A 24,904-nucleotide genomic window follows, 5' to 3' on the forward strand; every position below is an offset into this window, starting at 1 on the left:
AGCACACAAGCATGGGGCTATTACTTGTTGTTTTCCTGTATCAATACTTTACCTAGGGGATATATCCCTTAAAGAAAGGAATTACCATGCAAATTACTACTGAACAACGTGCAGAAATTATATCTAAATATCGTACACACGAATCTGATACAGGTTCTCCAGAAGTACAAATTGCTTTGCTTACAGCTCGTATTAACCAATTAACAGACCATTTTCGTGCCCATTCAAAAGATTTTGCTGGCCGTCGTGGTTTATTATCTTTAGTTAGTCAACGTCGTAGCTTATTAGACTATTTAAAGCGCAAAAATGTTGCCAGTTATCAAAAAATTATTGGCGAATTAAATATCCGTCGTTAATTTTTGAAGCAATAAAAAAACCCTCTTTTTTAACCAAAAGAGGGTTTTTTTTATTCCCTCATTCTATTTTTTTGATACTGAAACTATTGTTCTTGCAAGTTCTCGGCAAGGAATGCTAAAAAAAGCTTGAGCAGTATGGTATTCTAATTTGGAAATATAAATTTTTTAGAATGATTTAAATATTGACTAACTGATAAATGGAATAATATCTGAAAGAGTCCTAAACTTATAGTCACAGAAGTCATATTTAGATGAAAAATAGTTGTCACCTTCTGGTATAGCAATTACTTTCATACGCGCAGCTTTAGCTGATATAGCGCCTGTTACAGTATCTTCAATAACGTAACATTTTTCATAAGTTGTTTTCAATCTTAACATAGTTGAGATATAAGGCTCGGGGTGTGGTTTACCAAATTCACAATTTTCAGCAGATTGAAGTATTTCAAAAAAGGAAAATAAATTAAATTTGTTACATACTGCTTCAATTAAAGATAAAGGAGAGGATGAGCATATAGCTAATGTTATATTTTTTTCTTTTAATTTATTTAATAATTCAAACAGCCCCTCTTTTACAATTGCCTTTTCAGTAATTAATTCTATTACTTTAGCTTCAAGTTTTTTGACTATTTCTTCTTTAGAAACATTATTCCAATTATATTTATTGTACCAAAAATCGATAATATTAACGAGACGAAGACCCTTAGTAAGTTCACAATCTTTAGGGGTTAATAGAAGACCATATGATTTAAATACTTGTAACTCAGCTTCAAGCCATAATGGTTCAGAATCTAGAATTACTCCGTCCATATCAAATATTATTGAATGTTTATTCCTTATTTCGAGCATAATTCAACCTTTTAAACAAATTTAAAAATTTATAGTATAAGCAAATACTAGTCAATCCTCAGAAATCCATTTTAAGTCTGAATAAATAAACTAGTATCAAAATTTCTAAACTTAAGTCTATGAAAGCTATGAATATTGTGTTAATTATTCGCAATAATTAAATTGAATAGGAAAGAACCCGATAAAGAAATGGTTGTTTGCAAATACTCTTTTCAGCAAAGGAGAGAAGTTATGTTTACAAAATTGCGAACCGCTATTTTAGTTTCCCTTTTGGCTGTTGCCTGTAGTAGAGGTGGCGGTGGAGGGGGAGGAGGTGGCTCCTCAAGTGGAGATATTACTGTTTCTCCTCAACAGCAAAAACCATTAGTAGTTGAGAAAACTTACTACTTTTATGTGGTGAATAGAGATAAAAGTACAGTCTCAAAATGTACTATAATTCAGGAAAAAGGTTTATTAAAGGATTGTATAGCGACTGGGGGTAGTTTCTCAGACCCTATTGGTATTACAATTAATGGTGACTATGCATATGTAACCAACAACAAAAAGTGGAGTACTTCAGGTACTATTACTATGTGTCAAATTGAAAAAACAACTGGTGTCTTTAGTAATTGTAAAGAAACACCAGATGGAGTTGTATTCAATAATATAGCAGCTATTACAAATAGAAATGGTTATATTTATGTTACAAATTACAATGGTGGTGTAACTAAGTGTGCTATTAATAGCAAAACTGGTACATTAAGTGGATGTAATTTTAGTCCAACTAGCGTAAAATCAATTGGTATTATTTTAGCAAATAAATACTTTTATTTGACTAATTATGAGAAAAATATTGTTGAAAAATGTGTTATTAATAGTGATGAATCTATTGGTGTTTGTTCATCAACAAACTTCACATTTGTTAAACCAAACGGTATAGCTATTTATAATGGATTAGCTTATGTTGCAGCAGAAGGAGATAGTAAGGTTTATAAATGCGGTATCAAAGCTGATGGTACATTTGAAAATTGTTCTGCTACTGGTGCCGACAATTATTACTCTCCACGTTCAATAAATATTATTAATGGATTTGCTTATGTAACTAGTATTTCTTCTGGTGAAATTACTATTTGTGCAGTAAATGCAAATAATTCTAACTTAGAAGATTGTAAACGTTTTACTGATAAAAATACTTTTGCTAATTTCCAAGAAGGAACTGCTTATTACGTTTATACAAATGCCCCAACGATAGCTGCAGCAACGGCTTATTTATCAGCAAATACTCCTAATAAAGTTTATGCATGTACAATAGATCTATCAAATAATTCATTAAAAAACTGTAAAGAAACAGGATCCGCATTTAATGGGCCAACTGCTTCTATAGTAAATGGAAGTAATTTATATGTTGGTAATAAAAATGGTGCTTCAGTTACTAAATGTATAATTGGTACAGATAATACTTTATCTAACTGTAGTTTAATACCGATAAATTCATTTTCAGATATCCATGATATAAAAATTGTAAATAAATACTTATATTTTACAAGTTACTTTGATAACAAAATTGGTAGATGTGTGTTTAATGAAGCCGCTGGTAATATTGAAAAATGTGTTAAAGCACTAGACATTAACCACCCAGACTCAATAGAATTCAAAGATAAAAAAGCATACATTACATCAGGTGATGGTGCACACAAAGCTTTTATTTGTGACTTTGATGCAGCTACTGGAGCTATTACTAAATGTAATTCATCAGGTTCATTTAAAGATGGAAACTCTCCTACTCTAATTGATATCATTACAACAACTTCAACTAAAGGAACATTTTCCTATATTTACATACCAAATGAAGGAAGCTTTTTAACACGTTGTATAATTTCTGCAGCTGGTGATCTTAGTGATTGTAAAGATGCAGAATCTGGAATTAAAAGCCCTTATTCAGTGAAATACTTCAATGATAAATTGTATGTATTAAGCCGCTGGAGTGGTAAAATATCAGCTTGTAGTATTAACTCTGCAACTGGATTACTTAGTGAATGTAATGAAGTATTAAAAGATACACCTCCTATGGGAGCTGGCTCTAAATTACATGGATTTACATTAGCAGTATTTAACAAATAGTTAATTCAAAAGTTAAGAAAAGCCTTAGTTCTTAGGATGAGAACTAGGGTTTTTCTTTTAGAGAAAGAAAATATGTTAAAATATATTTACTTTTTTTTCTTTCTTTTTTTTTATAACTATTGTATTATATCGTATCTTTCGGTCTAAAACAATAATCAAATATAATAAGTAAATAATTAATATATAAGGAAATATTATGCTTTTTAAATTAAAAATGATGATCTTAATTTGTTTGTGTTTTATAAAATATTATGCAAATGCACAAAATAACAATTCAGATCTTTATCTATCTTATAATTTTATGAAAAGCTTATACTTAAAATATCAAGAAAATCAGCCTAATTGGGGAGGATTAGTAGGCCTTATACCTTTAAATAACTGGAGTCACAATATCAATGATTATTCAATTAACTTATGGAGAACACCAATAACCAAAGAATATCCAACAAAACAATTTGTAGATTATGTTGAATATTCGGTAGCAAGAGCTGAAGACGTAGTACATATTTCTACTTTGTGGTTTACACCTGGGAATTCAATGGAAGAGGCTTTAAAAAGAGCTATATCTTATTTAAATCAAAAATCTTTTCAGCAACAAAAATTTATAAGAGTAAGAATAATGTTTAGTATGTATAAAGCATCTCCACTGCCAACTAAAAATGCAACAGAAAAAGTAATTGATTACTTATTGCCTGAAGGGATTTCACCTTATTTAGATTTAAGTGTTATAAATTATAGAAATCCAGTAGCATTTAATCATTCAAAAATTATTGCAATAGATAGAGATCAGCTATTTACTGGTGGAACAAATTTTCCAGATAATGATTATGATGATCTTGAAGATCCAGTTAATGATTTGACAATAGAATTAAATCTTCCTTATATTGCAGAATTAGGAAGAGTATATTTGAGTAAAATAGCATTAGAAAGTAAATTAGGAGATGAATTTAGTTTAAATAGTATAGCCTGTACAAATACTGAAAAATCAGAATGTACTGTTTCAAATCGTTGGTTTGAGCAATCAAATCCAAATTTAAATATTTTTAATATACCAGTAATCCTCCAGAATTATCACAAAGAATATATTTTAAGTGCAGGAAAAATGATGAGTGCAAGAGACTATAATGATGCTGAATTTTCTACAAATGCTTTGATGAGTATGATGGATAATGCTCAATATGAAATAAATATATCACAACAGAGTATTAGAAATATAACTCCAAATAGCACTGAGATCCAAAATTCAACCTGTGCTGTAATAGGAAAGGCTCTTTCAAGAGGTGTGAAAGTGAATATTTTACTATCGTCATTTTCAGCACATGGAACTCTATTAGGATATACAGAAAGTTCATCAAGCGATAAAGCAACAATAAAATGTATTATAAAAAACACTATTGACACTTTTAGTATTGATCCTACTGGTGCTCTAGAACGCTTAAGTATTTTAAGAATTGCAAGATGGTTTAATTTCAATGACTACAAATATGGTAGTGCAAGAAATCATGTTAAGTTAATAATGGCAGATAATAGGATGGCTTATATAGGTTCGGAGAATTTATATTACAATAATCACGCAGAATTTGGTATATTTATTCATTCTGAATTACTAGTATCAAAAATAAGAAAAGAATATTGGGATCCTTCCTATGCCAGAGCATATTCTTCATATAGCAGTAATTAATTTATAACTGAATCTTGTTCCCAGTAGGTTTTATTATAGATATCTTTACTCAGTAATATAGAGTCAGTGCCATCAATTGAAATAGGAGTTATTTTATTAATTTTTAATGAACTATCCATATAATTCAACACAAGTAACAAATTTGAACTCAAAACTTTTGAATAGTTTTTATTCATCCCCATTTTATCAGAAAAATCTTCAAGTTCAGAATCACTCATTTTCTTTAATTTTTGATATATTTTTTGTAAATCTTCCTTATTTATAGAAGGTACTTCTGATATTTTTTGAATGCTAGCATAATCATATTTTTTAAACTTTGGTTCAATTAACGTCATAGCCTCAGGAAGAGAGATTGACAGTAGACCACCAACTGCAACATAATCTTTATTACTATATAGTTCAGAAAAAGTTTCCGTTTTTTTTGGCTTACTTTGAAATGAAAAATCTATTTTATTTTGTACATATTTTAATGCGTATTTTTCCAAAAAATTATAGTTATTAATTGGGTTTAGTGACTCTAATTTCTTTTTTTCAGTAACAAGAAGTATTTTTTTCAGAAAGTGGCTAAAAGAACTAGATCCTAAATCTGTTTCTATACTTTCAGCTCCTTGATTACTAAAATTTTTTTCAATAAAAGAAGAATGAAAAGCTGTAATTTGAGTTGATCCTCCTCCCATATCCCATACAACGTGTTGATTTTTATTGAAATCTTTTAGCTTTGTAATAGGATAAAACCCATATAAGGCCTCTTCCGATTGATTTAATCGTTTTAAAAGCAATCCCGAAGTAGTTGAGGCTAAACTCTTTTGCGCTTCACGCCAATTCAAGGCCTTTCTAAAAGCTTCTGTAGTTATGCCGCGCCAGACATCGACTTGACAATTTTCACCGCATTTACTTTTTAGATGCTCCAAACCTTCTGATTTCAATTCATGCAAGGCATTAATTCCTTCTTGAATGATTTTTTGCGAGAAAATGTTTTGATTTCCCTCAGCAAGATCTTGTGAATATTTAACAGCAATATTTTTTTTGAAATATACTTGTTCAATTTTTACTTGTTCATCATTGCATATTTTTACTTTTGCAATTTGAATTTTTGTAGCTCCAGAACCAATATCAAATGCGCCTCTATTTTCTATTTTGCATAAGTTATTGTAATTATTGTGTTTTATATTTTTTTTTAGAAAGTAAAATGCTGTTACTAAAAAGAATAATAAAACAGGCATCAATAATAATAATTGATTTTTAAATTTCACAAAGTTCTCCAATAAATTAGATCAATAATTGTTATTTTAGCTATTAATATAGGTATTCTTTTTTCTAAAGAATACCAATAACTTTAAATGTAGATTTTGTTATATTATATTAGAATTATAAGTCAATTATCTTCTAAAAATATTAATAAATATTGGCTATTTTAAAATAAAATAGTTTTACTTAATAAAACAATTCAGAATTAAAGCGATAATTATAGATTGTATTAATTTTAAATATTTAGATAAATAAAACTTTAAAATTGTGTTTAAATAGTCTTTTAGCAATATTGTATTTTATATATTTATTAAATATATAAAATATAAAAAAATCTTTATTTAGTTTTTTATTAATGTAAATTAATTACTGAATGTGATAAATAAAGAAGGAGTAAAAATTTATGGAGAATAATCTTAGAAATAGTCTAAAAGAAATGAATATTAGACAGTTACTGAGGGAACAAACAAAAAATAATCATGATATTGTTGAAAAATTAAATTACCTTAGCAAAGATAATGTATCAAAAATGGATTACATAAAATTTTTAATTGTCTTCTTCAAAATAGTTTTTCCTATAGAACAAATTTATGATAAAAAATTTAAGACTGAAATTGAAATTAGTTTTGAACCAAGTTTTAAAACAGAATTGATACTCTCTGACTTAAAAAATTTAAATGTAGATTTTTCCCAGATAAAATCCACAAATTTTTTGCCTAAAATTGAAACAAAATTTCAAATGATAGGTGCTTTGTATGTTTTAGAAGGATCTGTATTAGGAGCTACAATGTTATATTCTAAATTACTTTCACTTTTTGGAGAAGAATTTAAAGAAAATTTACATTACTTATATGGCTATGGAAAAGATAATTTTATTAAATGGAAAAATTTTTTAAAACTTTTAGATAGCTATGAAGCAATAAGTAATCACTCTAAATTAGAAATTTTAGAGACTGCAAAAAGTACATTTGATTGTTTTGCGAATGAATTTAAAGCTACATAATTCTATTTTTTTAAAAATGATAATATATTATTAATGTAGTTTTTCTTACGAAGGAATTTTAACGTATTCATAGAAAGATATTTTTTGATATTTTTTTCATACAAGTAAAACTTTGGAAGAAATTCATAGTACAAATTTTGTGCTAATTTTAAGTCTATATTATCCCATGCTTTACAACTATATTCTACTGATTCATACCAAGTTTGAAAGGAATTTCTTGGATTAAGTAAACCATCTGTTTGCAGATCTAGATCATTAGGATTACCACACCATCTTATTTGTTGGAGGCTTTCTGGGCGAAGAAAAATAATCAAATTTGAAAAATTTTTATCAAATTTTAAAAGTAACATTCCTGCTGCTAAATCTTTTGCAAATTTTCGAAATTCTTCATTGATACTAGCAAGGCTGTTTATTAAAATTATATTTTCTTTATCCTTATAATTCTTCAGAAAAGATAGTATTAAATTTTTAAATTCAGTTGGAATTTCATGATCATTACCCCATTTTTTATTACTGCGAAAGAATATATGATTAGCTTGAAAAGTGTTTTTTAGTAAATCAAAATTTTCTTTGGGTATGTTATTTAAGTTTTTGTTTTGATCTTGATAAATTGAAATAAACTTTTGAATATAAATATTTTTTTTATAGATATTCATTTTAAATTTTTGATTTAAATTATCTTCTAGTCTTTTTGAAAAAAGTTCTATCAGAATATGAATTTTTGCTAAAACTACTTTTTCAGTATAATTGGGGAGAACTGAATGGCAACCAAATAAAGCAAAGAGCTTATTATTTACAACTACTGAAAATGAAGCGGAAGATCTAACCTGCATATTATGCAGATATTTTATATGAGTACTCCCAATTTTTCGATAAAATGATTGGGTTAAATCTAATGGTTTGTTTAAACCAAATATTTCAATATTATTATTTTGTATATCCGATATCAATCTATATCTATTTTTTTTATATAAATTTTTAACAGAATTGGGTAAATCTGATGCTGGAAAGTGATGATTTAAAAGTGAATTTAAATTTGAATTATTTAAACAGCATCTAATAAAACCAGTTTCATCTTCCTGAAATTCGCAATAGTAAACTCTATCAAAACAAGTTATATTTTTTATAAATTTACAAATATATTTTATCATTTCATCTTCATTGATTTCAGCTTCTTTAATATATAGATATACTTGTTCAAAATATTTCTTATCGTAGTAAACTTTACTAAGATTTATATTACTTTGAAATTCTAAAATTATATAACTACATGTTTTATAAATGAAACATGATAATTCATAAATTTTTTTATTACATATTATTTCTAATACGGTTAAAACTCTACTGTCTAGTTTTTTTTTTGTTAACTGTTCACATATATCTATAAATTTTAACATTGAATCAGGCGAAAATAGAATATTAATAGGTTGGTAAATAATATCGTAATTAAAAATATTGTTAAAATTATTTGATTGTATTGCTACTTGCATATTGTTAGTTTGTATACCCAGTAGTATCCCACTTTCTTGAATTGAACTACAAATATGAACATTTTGTTTTTCACAGGATTGGTATATAGAATTAACTTTACTCAACATTTTATCTCTCTTTATTTTAAACTTATCTATTGTTGAAAAATTAACTTTTCAATAGTTAGTTTATGCATTACGAAGTAACAAATGTTTTAAAGAACGGAGCATATTGAATCGAAAGTGATATTACATCTTATTTGCAATTTTCTCAATAGTTTGGAAAAGGATTTATTTGATTGCTTATTCAAACATGACAAATGATATTTTTTAAGTAAAATTTCATATAATAAAAAAATTATAAAAAATCCATAAATTTTAATTGAAAAAGAACATACCAATTTTCTTCATGGCCAACAACCCAACTGTAATAAATGGAAGGAAAAAGTTGAAAACCTTTGATATCAACATCAATTGAACTACCAATGCTTGCACTTGTTATTCCAGAAAAGTTAGAGAGTACTTCATTTGAACTCACACCGCCTCTGGTAAGTGAGGTTATTCCACGCCAATTATTTAAGTAAGAAAAGAGAAACTTTTTTTCAAAAGATGGATATAAAGGAAAATCGTACGCAATTGTTCCTGCATAACTCCAATTTCCTGCTTGTAATTCGAAAAGTGATCCGTTTCCTATTATCGGATAACTAATAAAATTAAGTGATGTTGTACTACCAAGAATGTAAGATTGATATGGTGAATAAATTTCTTTAATATTTAGAGTATTACTACCCTGTGTTGTGGATAACTTTCCTGATATAGAAAGCATTGTTTTAAAGAAACTTAATTTATTTATTAAGGAAACATTTAAATTATAATAATCAAGATTTCCATTATTATTTTTTCTAGAATCTTCTGAGTTACCTAAACCATAATACTTTGTACCTCCAATTGCTGGTTGCATAGTGTATTTTAACCATTCTCCATTAACTGTTTCATTATTTGCAAGATAAAAAGCTGTGTTGATGAGATCAAAATTAAACATACCTGATAAACTTAATATATTAGCATATTGTGCACCAACACGCGTTGGAGCTGTGGTTAAATTTCCGTAGGGTTGTAAATTGTAAAATGAAATTTGACTCGAAAAAACTGAATTTAAAAACAGATATTTCCATCCTGCATTAAAGGATACACCACTTTGCTGTAGATAATTATAGTATCTTATTTTAGTATTGTTATTTTGAATAGAATCATAATACCCATTAAAATATGGATTTGCATAAAGACTGATAGAAAAGCTATCAAAAATTCTATTATTCACATAAGCAATAGAGCCTGAAGGTGCATTTAAATAAAAATTATATCCACCAAATAATATAATTCTATATCTTTCAATTTGGTCCATTAGAGGAATGGAAAATAAACCAATACTAGGTCCGCCTAAAAAGTCTGGTAGTCCATATGGATATGCAAATAAAAATCTTGAATCATAATAAGCATATTTTTCTTTTTCTTGGAATTCTAGTTGTTTTTCATTATTTTCGGCAAGTGAAATATTTTTGATATCTTCTGCAGAAAATAATTTTATATTATTAGCAAAAATTTTCTTATATGGTGGAACATATTCCTTATAAAATAAATTTTCTTTTTCTGAATTTTCAAATTTTTTATTTAAAAGAAAGTAATTTTCTTTCGCATTATTTAAATTTGTATTTATTAAAAAATATTCTCCCTTATAATATAGCCAAAATGTCATATTATTTTGAGGATCATTTGCTGCCGGTGATATATTTTCAATCCAATCAGGGAATGCAAATAAAAAAGAATAAGTTTTATTGAGAGGGTTAAAATCAAGAATAGCATTAACTTCATCCCAAGCAACTTTTAGAATTATTGATTTTTCATTTCGAACATAGGCTTCTTTTATATTAAATTTTTTCTCAGGGATTATTTCAATTGCAGGTGATATAATATTATTACTGATACATTGTTTTTTTAAAGAAGTTAGGTTTTCGTCTGAATCTAAAATATAATAAAAACATTCTGAACTATTTTGACTATATAAAACTTTTAAATTTTTTGGAAAATTGAATTTTTCTATTAAATCAATTTTCATATTTTCTGTATTAAGTATATTAAGCGCAGTGTTTCCATTACTTATAGAAGATATTATATATTTTTTATCTTGGATAGAATTTATTGAATCAATATAAAATGGATTTTTTTCTGATGAAAAAGGAATCTCTTTTGAAGTAAAATTGTTCTTTTGGATTTTTTCGATTGGTTCATTGCTATTAATGACTAGAATATTGTGTCCATTTTTTCCATTAGAATAAAAATCAAGTGTTGAAGTAACTAATTCAAAAGATTTAGAGCTATTCACTGCAAAAATACTAGAACCAAAAAATTCAACAGAAATTCTTTTCTCATTTTCATTCTCTTGTGAAAATAATGCACTATTGTAAGGGGATTTTTTCGCAACTAGTTTTGAAAAATAAGTTTTATTATCAATGTTGATTAGAGGAAAAATATTTTTTTGGGGAATTTTGTTTTTTAAATTAATAAGTTCAACTAGTTTTGGGTAATTTGCTGTTTTGTTTTTCCAGTAATCTTCTTGTTCATTTTTAAAATTACCATACAATTCCTCACTAGTTTTTCCTAAATTTTCATTTAACCATGAATCAACAGCATTATAAAACGGTGGTATTACAGTTTGGAGTGAAATTTCCTGATGTATTTGAAATAGGTCTTTGTTTTTTATTTTAGAGAAAATATATCTTAAAAAATACCCAGAAATAACATATCCTCTTAAATTTGTATCATCATCTGCTTTGTATAATGAATGAAGTCTATCCCATGATGGCCAATGATTCTGTAATGCCATTGTTTTTAGAATGTTGGTAGCATTATCTTCTCCAACACTATTTGTTAAATACTCTGCTAATCCTTCAATCCACCAAGTGGGCATCATAGCTAAACTAAAAAGCCTGCCAAGAGGACCAACAGAAAAATTGTTATGTTCATACATTAATCTGTGGACTAATTCATGTTGAAAAAAAGATGAAGGTCTATTGTGTAAAATTTGAGCTTCAATATTTAATGTAACAGGATTTGCAAAACCAGCTCCATCATAATGATTCCCTATTATAAATGGTATTTTGGAAAATTTAGAGAAGACAGTTTTATTTTTATCTCTATTTAAATTTATAAGAGAATTATTGTCTAGTTTTGTTCCCATTAAAAAAGATAAATAGGGATAACTTTTTTCTAGTGATTGAATGGAGTAGCTTGCTATTTCTTTTGCCTCTTTAGGAAAATATACTATAAAATTATTTGATTCTAATGTTTGCCACTCAGTATCTTTCATGTTTGTTCCGTTATTTTGCAAGAAACTTAATGGTACCGAGAGAGTAAAATTACTATATGAAATAAGAAAAAATAAAAGAAAGCAATGAATAACTTTACAACATATAATATTAAATTTTTTCATAATTCTGTGCTTTTCTAAGATCTTCAGGAGTATCAATACCAAACGGTGGGTGCAGGCATTCAGTTACTAAAATATTCCAACCAGCTTCCATAGCTCTTAGTTGTTCCAGGCTTTCATAAGTTTCCAAAGAACTTGTGACTAATTCAGTAGCAAATTTTTTAAGTGCGTAGTAGCGGAATGCATAAACCCCAACGTGGTGATAGAAATGCACTGAATTCTTTTTTAATTGCGGAATTTTATCTAACCAATCTAGACCTGTGGCTCCCAATATATCTTTTGGGAAAGGAATGGGAGATCTTGAAAAGTAAAGAGCATTGGAATTTGTATCTTTAACTACTTTGACTACAGAACTACTGAAAAATAAATCTAATTCATTTCTTTTATACGCCATTGTCCCCATCGGTGTAGTATCATTAATCAACATTTGTTTAGTTAGTTCAAATATATCATTTATAGAAAAAAAAGGTTCATCACCTTGAATATTAATAATTAAATCATCGGCGTTTAATTGTGTATTTTCATTTCTGGGCTGAACAGCAACGAAAACTCTTTCGGTTCCATTTTTCAAATCTGAATCAGTCATTACTGCTTTTAGACCTAACTGATTTACTTCAGTATAAATTTTTTGATCGTCTGTTGCGATAATTAGTTCTGCTTGGATATTTAATTCATTTTTTATTTTGTATGCTAATTGATTTGCTTTTTGTGCTACCATCGAAATTATGCTAGAATTGCCTATTTTTAAAAGAGGTTTTCCAGGTAATCGTGTTGAACCAAAGCGAGCAGGAATAGCTATAATAATTCTATTATGTTTGGAAATCATTTCGGTCATTCAGACCCTCCATAAAATTCTATCTCTTAGTTATTTAGCAAATTCTCAGAAAATAATCTTTTAAATTTTTCTTATTAAAAAGGTGATTGCAAAAATCTGTTCCTTAATATTTAACATAATGGTCAATACTAGGGACGACAAAGAGAGAAGCATATGCTAGACTTTTTTAAATCTCAATATAGGAGAATATAAGTGGCTAGACAATTTACCACAGCGGTTAATGATGGCTTGCCTATGTGGGATACTTTTGAAGCAAGTTTTTTTCTTGCTGCAGGGCTTTCGGTTGGAATTGTCTTTGGTATTCTCTTTCCTTCATTATGGCGCACTTTTAGAAGACGTTTTCGGAAAATTTCTCAGTATGCCTCAAGTGAGCAAAAAATCAGTTCAGATTTGCATCCAAAACTTAAGATTTTGCAGGAAAGTGGAGCTCTTACGAATGATGAATATTTAAGCTCTGAAGTGCATATTATTTATAAACAATTAAAAAGGCTTATTAAAATATCAGAAGCATTTGTGTTAGCACGTAATTTTTTTCAAATTGGAAATTCAAAAGAAGCTATAAATATTTATATCGAAATATTAACGAATGAGTCTGTTTCCAAACAAGAAACAAATAGAGCTCTTTTCGAATTATCACAAGTGTACGCTTCACTTGGATTATATCTACGTTCTTTTGATACAGCTTATGAACTCTTTAAGAGAAATTCAAATAATTTGCAAGTGTTTGAACATCTCTTATATGTTTGTACTTCAGGGCATTTGCCAGATAAATTATTAAATATTTTGAATTCAATTCAGATTCAATCTGACAGTAAAGTAAGGTTACAAATAGCACATGCTATTTGTAAAATAGCTGAGGGGCAATTGCCTGAAAAAGATAAAGTTGAAAAAACCGTAGATTTGGCTAGGACAGCCCTAAGATGGGATGGACAATCTGCACGCGCTATGATTTTGTTGTGGCAGGCTACAACGCAAGATTTTTGGACAAATTCTTCAGCAGATATGAAAACGAAATGGATGGCTTTTGCGGCAGTTTTAGATGCATTAAATGATATTTATAAGATATCTAAGATATCACCCGCAGCAGTGGCGAAGTATTTAGCCGAAATTATTTTAAAAATGAGTCAAGAGAGAGAGGTTTTACAAAGTTATGTAATAGTGCAAAACGAATTTAAATCTGTCTTACGGACGGATAAATTAGAAATTAATGCGCAAAAATTCCTTTGGGCATCTATCTTTCATGCTACTCTTCTGTTAGAGAAGTCACCTGAGTTTCAAAAAAGCAAGTATTTGGATGATGTGCTTGCAATTCTAGGAGAAAATAAAGGTTATTTAGCTTCTATTGTCCAACTCAGTGAAGCTGCAAAAATAGGATATCTTTCACATAGCTGTGCGAGATGTGGTGCTTTTTTTTCTTCATTTGCCTGGAAGTGTTTGCAATGCAACACTGAAGAAACTCTTAAACCAATTATATTGCCAAACTTTGAACATTCATAGGCAAGAATTTGAATTCAAAGAAATTTTTTGGAGTTTTAACTATGTCAACCCGCTCTGGCTCCCTGACAAGGGCAATTGCCATTGATGCTTTAACACACGTTTTAACCCGTAATATCCATTCAGATGTTGCTTTGGAAAAACTGTTTGCAAGTCATCCTAATTTACGATCTCTCGATAAAGCTTTTATTTATGAAATGGTTTTTGGTTCATTACGTTGGCTGGCAAAAATGGATTGGATTATGTCACATATGTTAGACAGATCTTTTTCAAGCTTAGATCCAAGAGTAGCAAACGCTTTAAGAATAGGTACTTATCAGATATATTATATGGATAGAGTTCCAGAAAGAGCAGCAGTATCTGAGACAGTTGAAGCAATAAAGCAAGTTGGTGTGCCAAATGCAGCTTCCTTAGTTAATGCAATTTTAAGAAGAGTCGCAAAAAAATCTGAATATTTTCCTAAACCCGATAAAGTAACACAGGCTGTTGAATATTATTCAATGCATCATTCTTTTCCGCAATGGATGGTTGAGCGTTGGTATAAACAGCTTACTTTGGAAAGGTTTGAATATTTATTGGCAAATAATAATCGCATACCAAAAAATAGTTTGCGCCAAATAACGAGAAATGAATTGCCAAATTCAGAAAAAGATTTAGCCACGTATTTATTGAAGACACAATCCATAGAAAGTTCTTGGCGACCACTTCCTGGAACATTGCGCATTGAAACTTTACCTAAATTTAACGAATGTGAAGCCTTTAATAAAGGTTGCTATATAGTGCAAGATGAAGCGGCACAATTAGCTACTTGTTTAGTTCAACCGTCTCCAACAGATCAGTGTCTTGATGCATGTGCTGCTCCAGGTGGAAAATCAATTTACCTTTGGGATTCTGGTCTTGAAGCTCAGAATTTAACAGTTTGTGATTTTGCCCAGAAGCGATTAAAAATACTCCGTGAAAACTTTACACGTGTTGGTTTGGAAGGAGCTCAGATTTTACATGGTGATGCGGTTGAGCAATGTATTGGCAAAAAATTTAATAAAATTTTATTAGATGCCCCTTGTTCTGCAATGGGTGTGATTCGCAGACATCCTGAGATCAAATGGCTAAGAACTCTCAGTGATATTCAAAATTGTGCAATGGAACAGGCAAGACTTCTAGATGGACTAGCAAAAAATGTCACAGTGGGTGGAGAGCTCATTTATATTGTATGTAGCTTTGAAATAGAGGAAACTACTCAGCAAATTAGTCAATTTTTAGAAAAACACCCTGAATTTGAAAAGATTAATCCTTCGGACAGAATCCATGATTTTTATAAAAAATATGTGACCAGAGAAAATGAACTTCTTATCTATTCTGGTAATCCAGATGATCTCGATGGCTTTTTTGGTGTTGTCCTGAAAAAAAACAATGAATGATCCCATTTTTCTCTGCCTCTTATTTTGACACATCAAAACTCAAGAAATTTTAGATAGAATCGAAATATGAACGAGCTATATGTTAAATGAGGAGAGCCCCTTGGAGAATTTTAAAGTATTTCTTGATGTTTCGGATGAAGGCATTAAGCAATCTCTTAAGGAAATGGTTGAAAAAGACTACGTACTGGCAACAGACGATAAAGATTGTGAAATCTATTTGACTGATGTCCATACAAAGAAGTCTCAAAATGCTGTGAATATGTTAATTGCGAATGTAGTTAAAATTCCTGATTTTAAAGGATTATCAGATATTGATGGCTTTAATCATTATGTTGTTTACAATGAAAATGATTTTTTAGTTGAAAGAGTAAATCAAGCATTAACAAGACAATTTGCCATTAAAAATGGACTAAAAAGTACAGATAGCAGTCAAATTATGGGCGTTCGTGCGTTAATTCAAATGGAAGGAATTGCTAGCGACGCTGGTAATGGCATTCAGCTTCCTATCATTAAAACTTATGATGTTAGAAGCTCAAAAGAAAGAAACAAATTAGCCGAAGAGATGGAAAAATTCTTTGAAATGTTAGAGCCTTTAATTGGGCAACAAAGTCCTACTTTTGCTCAGTATGCTGTTGAAATTCAGGAAGAGCTATTGATGAATGCAATTTGGGATGCCAATCCTAAGCATGAAAAGCAACCTAGAACTATTCCAGTAGATTTAGAGGATAATGAAAAAGTTATTTTGGAATGGGGATTTAATGGCAAAGACCTGGCTATTTCTGTAAGAGATAATTTTGGAAGATTAAATCCACAAATAATGTCAAAATATGTAAAATTTATTTTCAAAACTGGCACCCAAGAATCTCATCAATTAAATGACAGAGATGTTAGTGCTGGTCTTGGAATGTATATGATTTTACAAAGAGCAAATATTTTGTCAGTTTTTATTTCAAAAGGTAAAGTAACTGATGTAGGTGTTGTTATTTGTTTATCAAAAAAGAAACGAGCAAAAAATCAAGCGCCGAAAGTTCTAGATATTTTTCATGTAGATAAATAAATTATTTATATAAATATTTTATTTAATAATGATTAAAAAATTTTAAATTACAGGACAATTTTTCAAAGCTAAATTAAATTGTTTTATGATATTAGGATTATTTTTAATATATTTTTTAGAAAAATAAAAAACTAAAGCATTATTCGAGTGAAAAATAAATTTAAAATGTTCTTTATTTACTAAGTTATTTTTAAAAACTTCTAAAGTAGGCTCTTCAGGTGTCAGAAAAGCATCAAAACGTTTTGCGCGCAGCATTTCAAATAATTGAATAAGTTCTTTTGGGGAAGCTATGACTTTATAGTTTTTCTCGTATAAATAAAATTCAGGTCCCGTCCCAAATTTTGCCGCTACAGTTGCAGTTGTTAGAAAGTCTGGTTTTGATGGATCTAAATCTGAATTTTTATTTAATACCCAGATCCATTTATAATTTGCTATTTTATCGGTTGGTGTTGCATAAGAATTTCTTTCCGTAGTAATTCCAGCAGAATAAAATGCATCAGCTTTATTGTCTTTAACTTGGTCTTGTGCAATTTTCCAAGGCAAAACTTTTATTGAATATTCTACTTTCATTTTTTTGAGGACACATTTTAAAGTTTCGGTTGCACTTCCTTTTACTTGGCCATTGTCTATAGTTTGATAAGGAGGCCAATCTTGTGTGTTAATTATAAGTTTTTTTGCATATGTTTCTGTCTTTAAGGTAATAAGTAGAACTATTATTACTAAAAGTGAGAAATGTTTCATGTCTTATCCTTTGATAGTAGATAAGAAAGCTTAGCATAATTCATTTCGTTTGCTAAATTTTTTAGAATATTTAAATGCTGTGCTATAGTAGCCTAGTTAAAGATATTTTTATAAGATTTATTTATTTTAATAATCTTAAAAAATTATTCAGGAAAGGAAATTTAAATGCTGTTTCAATCTTTATCTAGCAGTGCTAGAGACAATATTTTTATGCGAGCTAAAGGAAAAACGATATCATTACCAGAAGGAAATGATGAGAGGGTTGTAAAAGCAGCTGAAATTTTAAAAAGAGAATTAAATATTCAATCTTATTTAGGCAATGAGCAAGAAGCTGAAAATAATAAACAAAAAACGTTGGGTGTAATGCAGAAAATTGCTGAGAAAAAAGGAAAACCTTTATCAGATAAAATTCTTCCTTTCATTGGCGACACAACCTTTGAAGGTGGTGCAAAGCTCTATTTGGGAGAAGTCGATGCAGTTGTTTCTGGTTGTGTAAACTCTACAGCTCACGTCATTCGTGCAGCTCTGAGTACAGTTGGCTTAAAACCTCAAACTAAAGTAATTACAAGTGCTTTTTTATTAGCCTTGCCGAAACCAACTTCTGGTGGAGAGGGCTTAGTCTTATTTGCAGACTGTGGAGTCATACCGCAGCCAAACAGTGCAGAGTTGGTTGATATCGCTTATCTAGGGCAAGAAGCATTTGCCTTTTGGAGTGGACAAATTCCGCATGTTTCTTTTTTAAGTTTTTCTACAGTTGGCAGCGCTGAACATCCTGATGTTGAAAAAGTTAGAAATGCTTTTAAATCATTTTCAGAAAAGTATCCAAATATCATTGCTGATGGAGAAGTTCAGTTTGATACAGCATGTGTTCCAAGCGTTGCAAAAAGGAAAAACCCGCACGGAAAAGTACAAGGGAAAACAAATGTTTTTGTATTTCCTGATCTAGATGCAGGGAATATAGGCTATAAAATAACTCAAAGAATTGGGGGCGCAGAAGCTTGGGGACCTATTTTATTAGGGTCTGCTAAACCTTTTTCTGACTTATCCAGAGGAGCTTCAGCAGAAGATATCGCACATGTTGCTGCTCTAACCTTAGCATTAAGTTAATGGCATTCCATTTAAATTAAGTATTTCTTCTGATAACTTCTTCAAACAAGTTTGATCTATCTGCTGATTTATACTGTTTGGCTCTGTTATAAATTCTATTTGTAACTTTTGATTAGAAATAAAAAAATATTTCTTATTTTTAAATATACTTTTATCGACAAACCAATTGAATTTAACATTAAATTGGTATTCAAAATTTTCAGCAGAATCTAAAAAAGATTTTTCGATAGAAAAAGGATTTGTTACATATTTAAGTTTATTTTTGGTTATGTGACAAATAACTATTGTTGTTGCACTGCCTGAGTTTAAATTCAAACTGCTATATTCAACAGAAAAATTACCCCTGCTAATAAAATATTCATTAAAGAATGTTGAATATGACATACATTTTTTATTATACGGGCTTTCAAAAATACATGCTGATTCTATATTTTTTTTAAGGTCATCAAAGTTATTCGGTACATTGTTATTTAAGTAAGCGTTAATATTGTTAGCATATAATTTAGCACAGAAAAAAAGTGCTAAAATTAATAAACTTTTGAGGACAAAATGAATATTCTGTTTCATAAAACACCTCAAATGAGTTATTCTAAAAGTTAAAATAAAAATTAAACAAGATTTAAATTAAATAATGGTAACAAAAGAGGGCTTCAGAAAATATCAAAGACATTTAATAAGTTAGCAGATTAAATGTCTAAATGCAAAGATTAATGAAAATTTTTAAAATGCAGGTAAACCGTTCACACAACGAAAAGTGTCGCGAGCGATCATCAATTCTTCATTTGTAGGAATAACCCAAGCTTTTACTTTACTATTTGGAGTAGAAATATCTCCTTCAACTCCTAAACATTTTTCTTTATTTGCTTGCTCATTTAATTCAATACCTAAAAACTGGAGTCCTTCGCAGATTCTTCTCCGAACTTCCGAAGAGTTTTCACCTATACCACCAGTGAAAATAATAGCATCTGCACCACCCATTTCAGCTAAATAAGCGCCTAAATAATGTTTAATGCGCATGGTAAACATATCGATAGCTAAAGTAGCACGTCTATCATGATGTTCTCTTTCTTCATCAAGCAATTCTCGCATGTCGTTTGTTAAACCAGAAATTCCTAGTAAACCAGATGCTTTATTTAAAAGAATATCTATATCTGATAAAGTAATTCCTTCTTTATGAGCAAGATATTCAGGAATTGATGCATCAATGTCTCCAGCTCTTGTTCCCATAATTAAACCAGCTAATGGCGTGAATCCCATAGATGTATTAAAGGATTTTCCTTCTTTGATAGAGCAAATTGAGCATCCATTTCCTAAATGCACTGTAATTATGTTTACTTTATCTCGTTCAATACCTACTTTTTTGCGATAATGATAACTTACATAGCGGTGAGATAATCCATGGAAACCATACTTCCGAATACGATACCGACGATAATATTGATATGGTAGGGCGTAAAGATAGTTTACTTCAGGAATGGTTGAGTGAAAAGCAGTATCAAACACAACAGCGTGTGGAACTTTTTCACCAAATAATGCTAATGTTGCTTGAATTCCTTTTAAGTTAGCAGGATTGTGGAGAGGTGCTAAATCAATACAATCTTCAATACTTTTTAAAACAGTTTTATCAACTAATACAGATTTTGAGAATTTTTCACCACCGTGGACTACTCTGTGTCCAATAGCATGAATATCTGATAATGAAAAAATTCCATCTAAATTAAGCGTGCCAGAAGTAATTTTTTTGAATATATAATCTAATGCTGCAGAATGATCGCGTATTGCCACTGACTCTTTTATTTCAATACCATTTGGGACCGAAATTTTTGCAAGTGCTTGTGTACCAATTCTATCTATTAACCCTTTGAGTTTAATTTTGTCTGTAGAACTGTCTATAAGTGTTTGATCTGTTTCTATTATTTGAAATTTAAGGGAAGAACTTCCACTATTGATAACAAGAATATTCATTATAAGACTTCTCCCTATGTTGCGAAAATGAAAATAAGCCTTAAAGCACAAGCCCATTGTCGGCTAGAGCTATATCGTAATTTCAGGGTTTAAAGGAAAGAAAAATATTTATCTATTTTTTCTTAGAGAAAAAATTTTAGTCAATATTTTGTTTGAGATAAAAGGGTGGAAAAGAATAATTTTATTTTTATTTTAAACTTGATCTTTTATTTTTGTTTCTACTAGTTTAGCTAACGCGGCACTGCGTTCTGAAGCGGTTACGACAGCTGAAATGAGCATGGGTCTTAAGCCAAATTTTTCCAATTCATGAATAGCGCTAATTGTAGTTCCGCCAGGTGTAGTCACTTGGTCGCGCAAAACAGCAGGATGTATTTTTGTTTCTTGAACAAGTTTTGCAGCACCTAATACAGTTTGCGTTGCAAGTTCTATCGAAAGCTGTCGAGATAATCCCATTTTAACCCCTCCATCTGCCATGGCTTCAATTACCATGTAGATGTAGGCTGGACCACTACCACTCAACCCAGTAACAGCATCTAGTTGATCTTCATTTGTAATCCAAGTTTTTCCCACTGCATCAAAAATAATTTTGGCTCGTTCCAAAAAATGTTTTGGAGTTTTTTTGCTGCCACTAATTACGGTTGCAGAGCAATCGATTGTTGCAGCAATATTTGGCATGCTCCGTACAACAGGGCATTCTTCTGAAAAGTATTTATGAATAACGTCTGTAGGAGTTCCTGCAAGAACTGAAATAATCAAAGGAAAATTCTGATTATTTAGAAAAACAGACTTCCAACGTTCAATGGCTTCAATAAAATTTTGTGGTTTAACCGATAATATAATGGTATCATTTTCATTTAGAAATAAACTATTTTTTAAATTAGGGATACTATCATAATTTAAATATGTAATTTTGTTAAAATCTAGTCCTTCGGGAAATTCTTCATGAGCGGGCAGTTCTCCCCTATCACAAACGTATATTTCGACTTCATGGCCTGTGATTTGTAGCCCTCTCACAAGAGCTTTACCTATATTTCCAAAACCAATTACAACAATTTTTCCTGAAAGAATTTTGCTCAAAGTAGCTCCTCCTATTATAACAAATTTGATTCTAATGGTATCAACTGTGAAGAGCAACGATTTATCATCTGTTAAACTCTTTAAAAGGGAAAATTTTGTATGTCCAAAAAAATAAATCTACTGCAAAAAAACAAAAGTATTTTAAATCTCATTATATCTGGAATGATATTATTTTCATTTCAACTTAAAATTAATGCTGAAACTTTAGTGCAAGAAAAACAAGGGGAAATTTACGAAAAATTAAATACAAAATTAGATTTATCATTAAAATTTAAAGATCAATCTGGAAATACAGTTTTTTTTAGTGATTTATTAAAAAATGAAAAGGTATTAATTCTTACACTCAACTATTATAAATGTACGACAATGTGTGCTTTACAATTTGTTAATTTAGCTGATTCTCTTAAAAAACTTGGTTGGAAAATTGGTGAAGGTTTTAGAATAGCAACAGTTAGTTTTGATCCAAAAGATACTGTAGAAATTGCAGCTGAAAAACATAAAGTCTGGGTACCTAAGACTGGGCAAGAGTCAGCTAAATGGGATTTTTTAGTTGCTGATGAAGATTCAATTAAAAAGTTAACTAAACAATTAAATTTTTATTATGAATATGAACCTAGAACGGGAGAATATTCTCATGCAGCGGCTTTGTTTTTTATAAAAAAAGATGGAACATTTTATCGCTACTTATATGGAATAGTGTATGAGCCAAAAGAAATAAAACAAGCAATTATTGAAACAAGTTCTGGCGAGTTGGGTTCATTTATTGAGAAAATTATGACTAAGTTTAGCAAATATAAAGAACAAAATGGTAAATATGTTTCTATTTTAAATAATCAATAACCACTAATTAATTTCTCTATATCTTTTGAAGCAAATTCTAATTTATTTCCTTGTTCTACTAAATTTTCTGAACAATTACTTGTTACTCCAATAGATTTTTGAATATTGGTAGTGGAACGTTCTATATTTTCCATTGCACTAGATACTTGTTTAATACCTATTTCTTGTTCTTGTGTAGCCATAGTAATTTTTTCAATAAAATTAGAGAGAGATGAAATATTTTCTGAGATATCTTCAAACGATTTTTGCGCATTATTTGTTACTTCTTTTACATCATCAACTCTTTTTTTAGTTTGATCTATAATTCTAGAAACTTGTTCTTCGCTTTTTGAGATTAAATCTTGAATTTCTTTTGATGATTTTCCACTTATTTTAGCTAAATTGCCGACTTCTTCTGCAACAACTGCAAAGCCTTTTCCTTGCTCACCAGCCCTTGCCGACTCAATAGAAGCATTGAGAGAAAGTAATTCAGTTTTTGAAACTATATCGTTTATTACTGCAGTTTTCGTATTTATTTGGGTTATTATTTGACTTATTTCTTGTAATTGTTCATTAGATTTATGAATTTCTTCCATTGCTGTGACTAAATTTGACATGATTAATTTGCCACTCTCTGCTCTTTCTAAAGAGCTTTTAGAGACATCAAATAATTCTCGTGTATTTAATGTTGTATTATTTACTGTTGAATTCATTTGATTGATTGCTGCAGTAGTATCATGAATAGAATGAGATTGTTCATTAATAGCTGAATTAAGGGAATCTGAGCTATCTTTTAAAGAACTAACAACAGTAGTAATTTCTTTGGAACGGTTAAAAAGATCTGTACTTAGTTTTTTAAAACTTCTATTTAATCTTATTGTAAAAACAAAGCTAATAATTGAAATTGTAATTGTTAATAAAAGTAATGTAAAAAGTCCTGCAAAATATATTTTTTCTTTGAATTGAGCTGTAGTATGAAGTTCTAATGTTTTTTTTCTATTTCCAGCTAATATTTCACTTAGAATATCATTAATATTTAAAAAAGCATCTTCAGTTTTTAATATTTGAGCGTTAATTTCTTCTCGCTTTAGTTTAGCTTCTTGCATGTTTTTTAAAATTAAAGTCAAATTTTCTTTAATTGTTTTCCATTGATCCTTTAATTTGTTAAATTTAGTATTGTCTTCTGCAGTAAATTTACTTTCAGCAGCAAATTTATCCAAATTTTGTTCGAATGTTTTAATAGAATCATTTGCATCTTTTATAGGAGCAGCTGCGACAGGTTTCCCTTCAGCATAAGGTTCAAATGCTACTCGTACTGCAACTTGAATATCAGATTTTACAATTAAGGATTGATTTAACCAATGTGAGGACTCATTTGAAGAAAGTTGTTCAATTATTAAATTACTAGAATGAATTCCAAATTGGGCGACGGCACTAACAAGTAACAAAAATAATGCTAGAGTGCCATTTAAAAGGTTTAATTTTGCTTTTAAAGAAAGTTTATTTAAAATCTTCATGAATTTCCGATTTGTTTTAGAAAAACCAAAATTTAAATTTTAGCACTTATTAAAGTCAGGCCGTCCTGGGTCGCAAAAATTTTTTCCACCTTCAACAGGCGCGCCATCAAAATCAGCTGTAATTTTTTTTGCTTTTGTCTGTTTTTGTCTAGCAGCAACGTTATCACAAGCTTCCAAAGCTGCTTTTGCACACGCGTCTGCGCTTCCTGTTTTTTTGGTTTCATCGCAACTAGGCTTTCCACCACATTTTGCATAGCTATCTTTTTCCATTCCTGGGCAAGCTTCACGTGTAACATGAATGGTGCAGGTTCCTGCATAGCTCAACTCACATGTTATGAATGCAATCAAAACAAAAAATACTTTGATAAGAAGTGAATTTATGGGATGCATAATTATTCTCCTGAGTGAAGGCTTAAAATTTATTTTACCATAAGCTATTATTGAACAGTGTTAACTAAATTTTATAAAATATGCTTAGTGTCAAAAAAATTTGTTGCAAATCTTCCCTATAAATACTCTCCTTTTTTTCCAAATAATTTTGTATAATCTCTTTCTTTCCAATAATTAAAATAACTATTAACTGACTATTCAATTGTTGTGACTTTGAGTAATAGCATCAGTTGTTGATTTTTAGAGATAAATTGTATACCTAATCTTGCATAGAGGATCGCTATCCCCTTTGAA

20 protein-coding genes are annotated in these 24,904 nt (G+C 29.6%); 9 read left to right on the plus strand and 11 right to left on the minus strand.

Translation table 11 applies throughout. The annotated features are described in order from the left end of the window. Positions 1–86 precede the first annotated feature (86 nt). Positions 87–356 carry a 30S ribosomal protein S15 gene (gene rpsO, locus GOY08_RS06845; RefSeq protein WP_158998151.1) on the plus strand — a complete coding sequence of 90 codons (270 nt, stop codon included), beginning with the start codon at positions 87–89 and terminating at the stop codon, positions 354–356. A gap of 186 nt (positions 357–542) precedes the next feature. Here the strand turns inward: rpsO and hxpB are convergent, their stop codons facing one another. Beyond that, positions 543–1,202, minus strand: a complete 660-nt coding sequence (hxpB, locus tag GOY08_RS06850) for a hexitol phosphatase HxpB (RefSeq protein WP_158998152.1) — start codon at positions 1,200–1,202, stop codon at positions 543–545. Between the two features lie 231 nt (positions 1,203–1,433). Here hxpB and GOY08_RS06855 point away from each other — a divergent pair, with 231 nt between their 5' ends. Together GOY08_RS06855 and GOY08_RS06860 are read left to right on the plus strand one after the other, a co-directional pair. After that, positions 1,434–3,302: a hypothetical protein gene (locus tag GOY08_RS06855; RefSeq protein WP_158998153.1), complete on the plus strand. Its 1,869-nt coding sequence runs from the start codon at positions 1,434–1,436 to the stop codon at positions 3,300–3,302. Between the two features lie 196 nt (positions 3,303–3,498). After that, entirely contained in the window at positions 3,499–4,983 is a 1,485-nt protein-coding gene (locus tag GOY08_RS06860; RefSeq protein WP_158998154.1) for a phospholipase D-like domain-containing protein, read from the plus strand. Here the strand turns inward: GOY08_RS06860 and GOY08_RS06865 are convergent. Further along, positions 4,980–6,236: a Ppx/GppA phosphatase family protein gene (locus GOY08_RS06865; protein ID WP_158998155.1), complete on the minus strand. Its 1,257-nt coding sequence runs from the start codon at positions 6,234–6,236 to the stop codon at positions 4,980–4,982. The genes GOY08_RS06860 and GOY08_RS06865 overlap by 4 nt on opposite strands. A gap of 398 nt (positions 6,237–6,634) precedes the next feature. Here GOY08_RS06865 and GOY08_RS06870 point away from each other — a divergent pair, with 398 nt between their 5' ends. Further along, complete coding sequence (locus tag GOY08_RS06870) at positions 6,635–7,234, plus strand: biliverdin-producing heme oxygenase (RefSeq protein WP_158998156.1); 600 nt, start codon at positions 6,635–6,637, stop codon at positions 7,232–7,234. A gap of 2 nt (positions 7,235–7,236) precedes the next feature. On the opposite strand, the gene GOY08_RS06875 is transcribed toward GOY08_RS06870, so the two are convergent. The 3 genes from GOY08_RS06875 to GOY08_RS06885 form a co-directional block, all read right to left on the minus strand. Continuing rightward, positions 7,237–8,832, minus strand: coding sequence for a GAF domain-containing protein (locus tag GOY08_RS06875; RefSeq protein ID WP_158998157.1), 1,596 nt, complete (start codon positions 8,830–8,832; stop codon positions 7,237–7,239). A gap of 229 nt (positions 8,833–9,061) precedes the next feature. Continuing rightward, positions 9,062–12,070 (minus strand): hypothetical protein, encoded by a 3,009-nt coding sequence (locus GOY08_RS06880; protein WP_158998158.1) that lies wholly within the window; start codon positions 12,068–12,070, stop codon positions 9,062–9,064. Between the two features lie 109 nt (positions 12,071–12,179). Then, complete coding sequence (locus GOY08_RS06885; protein WP_158998159.1) at positions 12,180–13,025, minus strand: 3-deoxy-manno-octulosonate cytidylyltransferase; 846 nt, start codon at positions 13,023–13,025, stop codon at positions 12,180–12,182. Between the two features lie 192 nt (positions 13,026–13,217). On the opposite strand from GOY08_RS06885, the gene GOY08_RS06890 reads away from it, so the two are divergent. The 3 genes from GOY08_RS06890 (at position 13,218) to GOY08_RS06900 (ending at position 16,994) form a co-directional block, all read left to right on the plus strand. Next, the gene (locus GOY08_RS06890) at positions 13,218–14,522 is read left to right on the plus strand and encodes a tetratricopeptide repeat protein (protein WP_158998160.1); all 1,305 of its coding nucleotides are present in this window, start codon (positions 13,218–13,220) and stop codon (positions 14,520–14,522) included. 41 nt (positions 14,523–14,563) lie between these two features. Beyond that, complete coding sequence (gene rsmB, locus GOY08_RS06895; protein ID WP_158998161.1) at positions 14,564–15,937, plus strand: 16S rRNA (cytosine(967)-C(5))-methyltransferase RsmB; 1,374 nt, start codon at positions 14,564–14,566, stop codon at positions 15,935–15,937. 100 nt (positions 15,938–16,037) lie between these two features. After that, positions 16,038–16,994: a hypothetical protein gene (locus GOY08_RS06900; RefSeq protein WP_158998162.1), complete on the plus strand. Its 957-nt coding sequence runs from the start codon at positions 16,038–16,040 to the stop codon at positions 16,992–16,994. Positions 16,995–17,036: 42 nt separating this feature from the next. On the opposite strand, the gene GOY08_RS06905 is transcribed toward GOY08_RS06900, so the two are convergent. Then, positions 17,037–17,735: a substrate-binding periplasmic protein gene (locus GOY08_RS06905; RefSeq protein WP_158998163.1), complete on the minus strand. Its 699-nt coding sequence runs from the start codon at positions 17,733–17,735 to the stop codon at positions 17,037–17,039. Between the two features lie 165 nt (positions 17,736–17,900). Here GOY08_RS06905 and GOY08_RS06910 point away from each other — a divergent pair, with 165 nt between their 5' ends. Beyond that, positions 17,901–18,842 carry a phosphate acyltransferase gene (locus tag GOY08_RS06910; RefSeq protein WP_158998164.1) on the plus strand — a complete coding sequence of 314 codons (942 nt, stop codon included), beginning with the start codon at positions 17,901–17,903 and terminating at the stop codon, positions 18,840–18,842. Here the strand turns inward: GOY08_RS06910 and GOY08_RS06915 are convergent. From GOY08_RS06915 to proC, 3 genes are all read right to left on the minus strand, one after another. Further along, on the minus strand, positions 18,834–19,409 hold the full coding sequence (locus GOY08_RS06915) for a hypothetical protein (RefSeq protein WP_158998165.1): 576 nt from the start codon (positions 19,407–19,409) through the stop codon (positions 18,834–18,836). The genes GOY08_RS06910 and GOY08_RS06915 overlap by 9 nt on opposite strands. A gap of 153 nt (positions 19,410–19,562) precedes the next feature. After that, entirely contained in the window at positions 19,563–20,807 is a 1,245-nt protein-coding gene (locus GOY08_RS06920; RefSeq protein WP_158998166.1) for an acetate/propionate family kinase, read from the minus strand. Positions 20,808–20,999: 192 nt separating this feature from the next. Beyond that, positions 21,000–21,884 (minus strand): pyrroline-5-carboxylate reductase, encoded by an 885-nt coding sequence (gene proC / locus GOY08_RS06925; protein ID WP_158998167.1) that lies wholly within the window; start codon positions 21,882–21,884, stop codon positions 21,000–21,002. A 99-nt stretch (positions 21,885–21,983) separates the two neighbouring features. Here proC and GOY08_RS06930 point away from each other — a divergent pair, with 99 nt between their 5' ends. Beyond that, positions 21,984–22,724: an SCO family protein gene (locus tag GOY08_RS06930; RefSeq protein WP_158998168.1), complete on the plus strand. Its 741-nt coding sequence runs from the start codon at positions 21,984–21,986 to the stop codon at positions 22,722–22,724. Here the strand turns inward: GOY08_RS06930 and GOY08_RS06935 are convergent. Next, positions 22,718–24,220, minus strand: a complete 1,503-nt coding sequence (locus tag GOY08_RS06935; RefSeq protein WP_158998169.1) for a methyl-accepting chemotaxis protein — start codon at positions 24,218–24,220, stop codon at positions 22,718–22,720. The two genes, GOY08_RS06930 and GOY08_RS06935, sit on opposite strands and share 7 nt — an antisense overlap. A 39-nt stretch (positions 24,221–24,259) precedes the next feature. Then, positions 24,260–24,610, minus strand: coding sequence for a hypothetical protein (locus GOY08_RS06940; protein WP_158998170.1), 351 nt, complete (start codon positions 24,608–24,610; stop codon positions 24,260–24,262). Positions 24,611–24,904: the final 294 nt, after the last annotated feature.

It is taken from the genome of Pigmentibacter ruber (assembly GCF_009792895.1).
GTDB classification, from domain to species: Bacteria; Bdellovibrionota_B; Oligoflexia; order Silvanigrellales; family Silvanigrellaceae; genus Silvanigrella; species Silvanigrella rubra.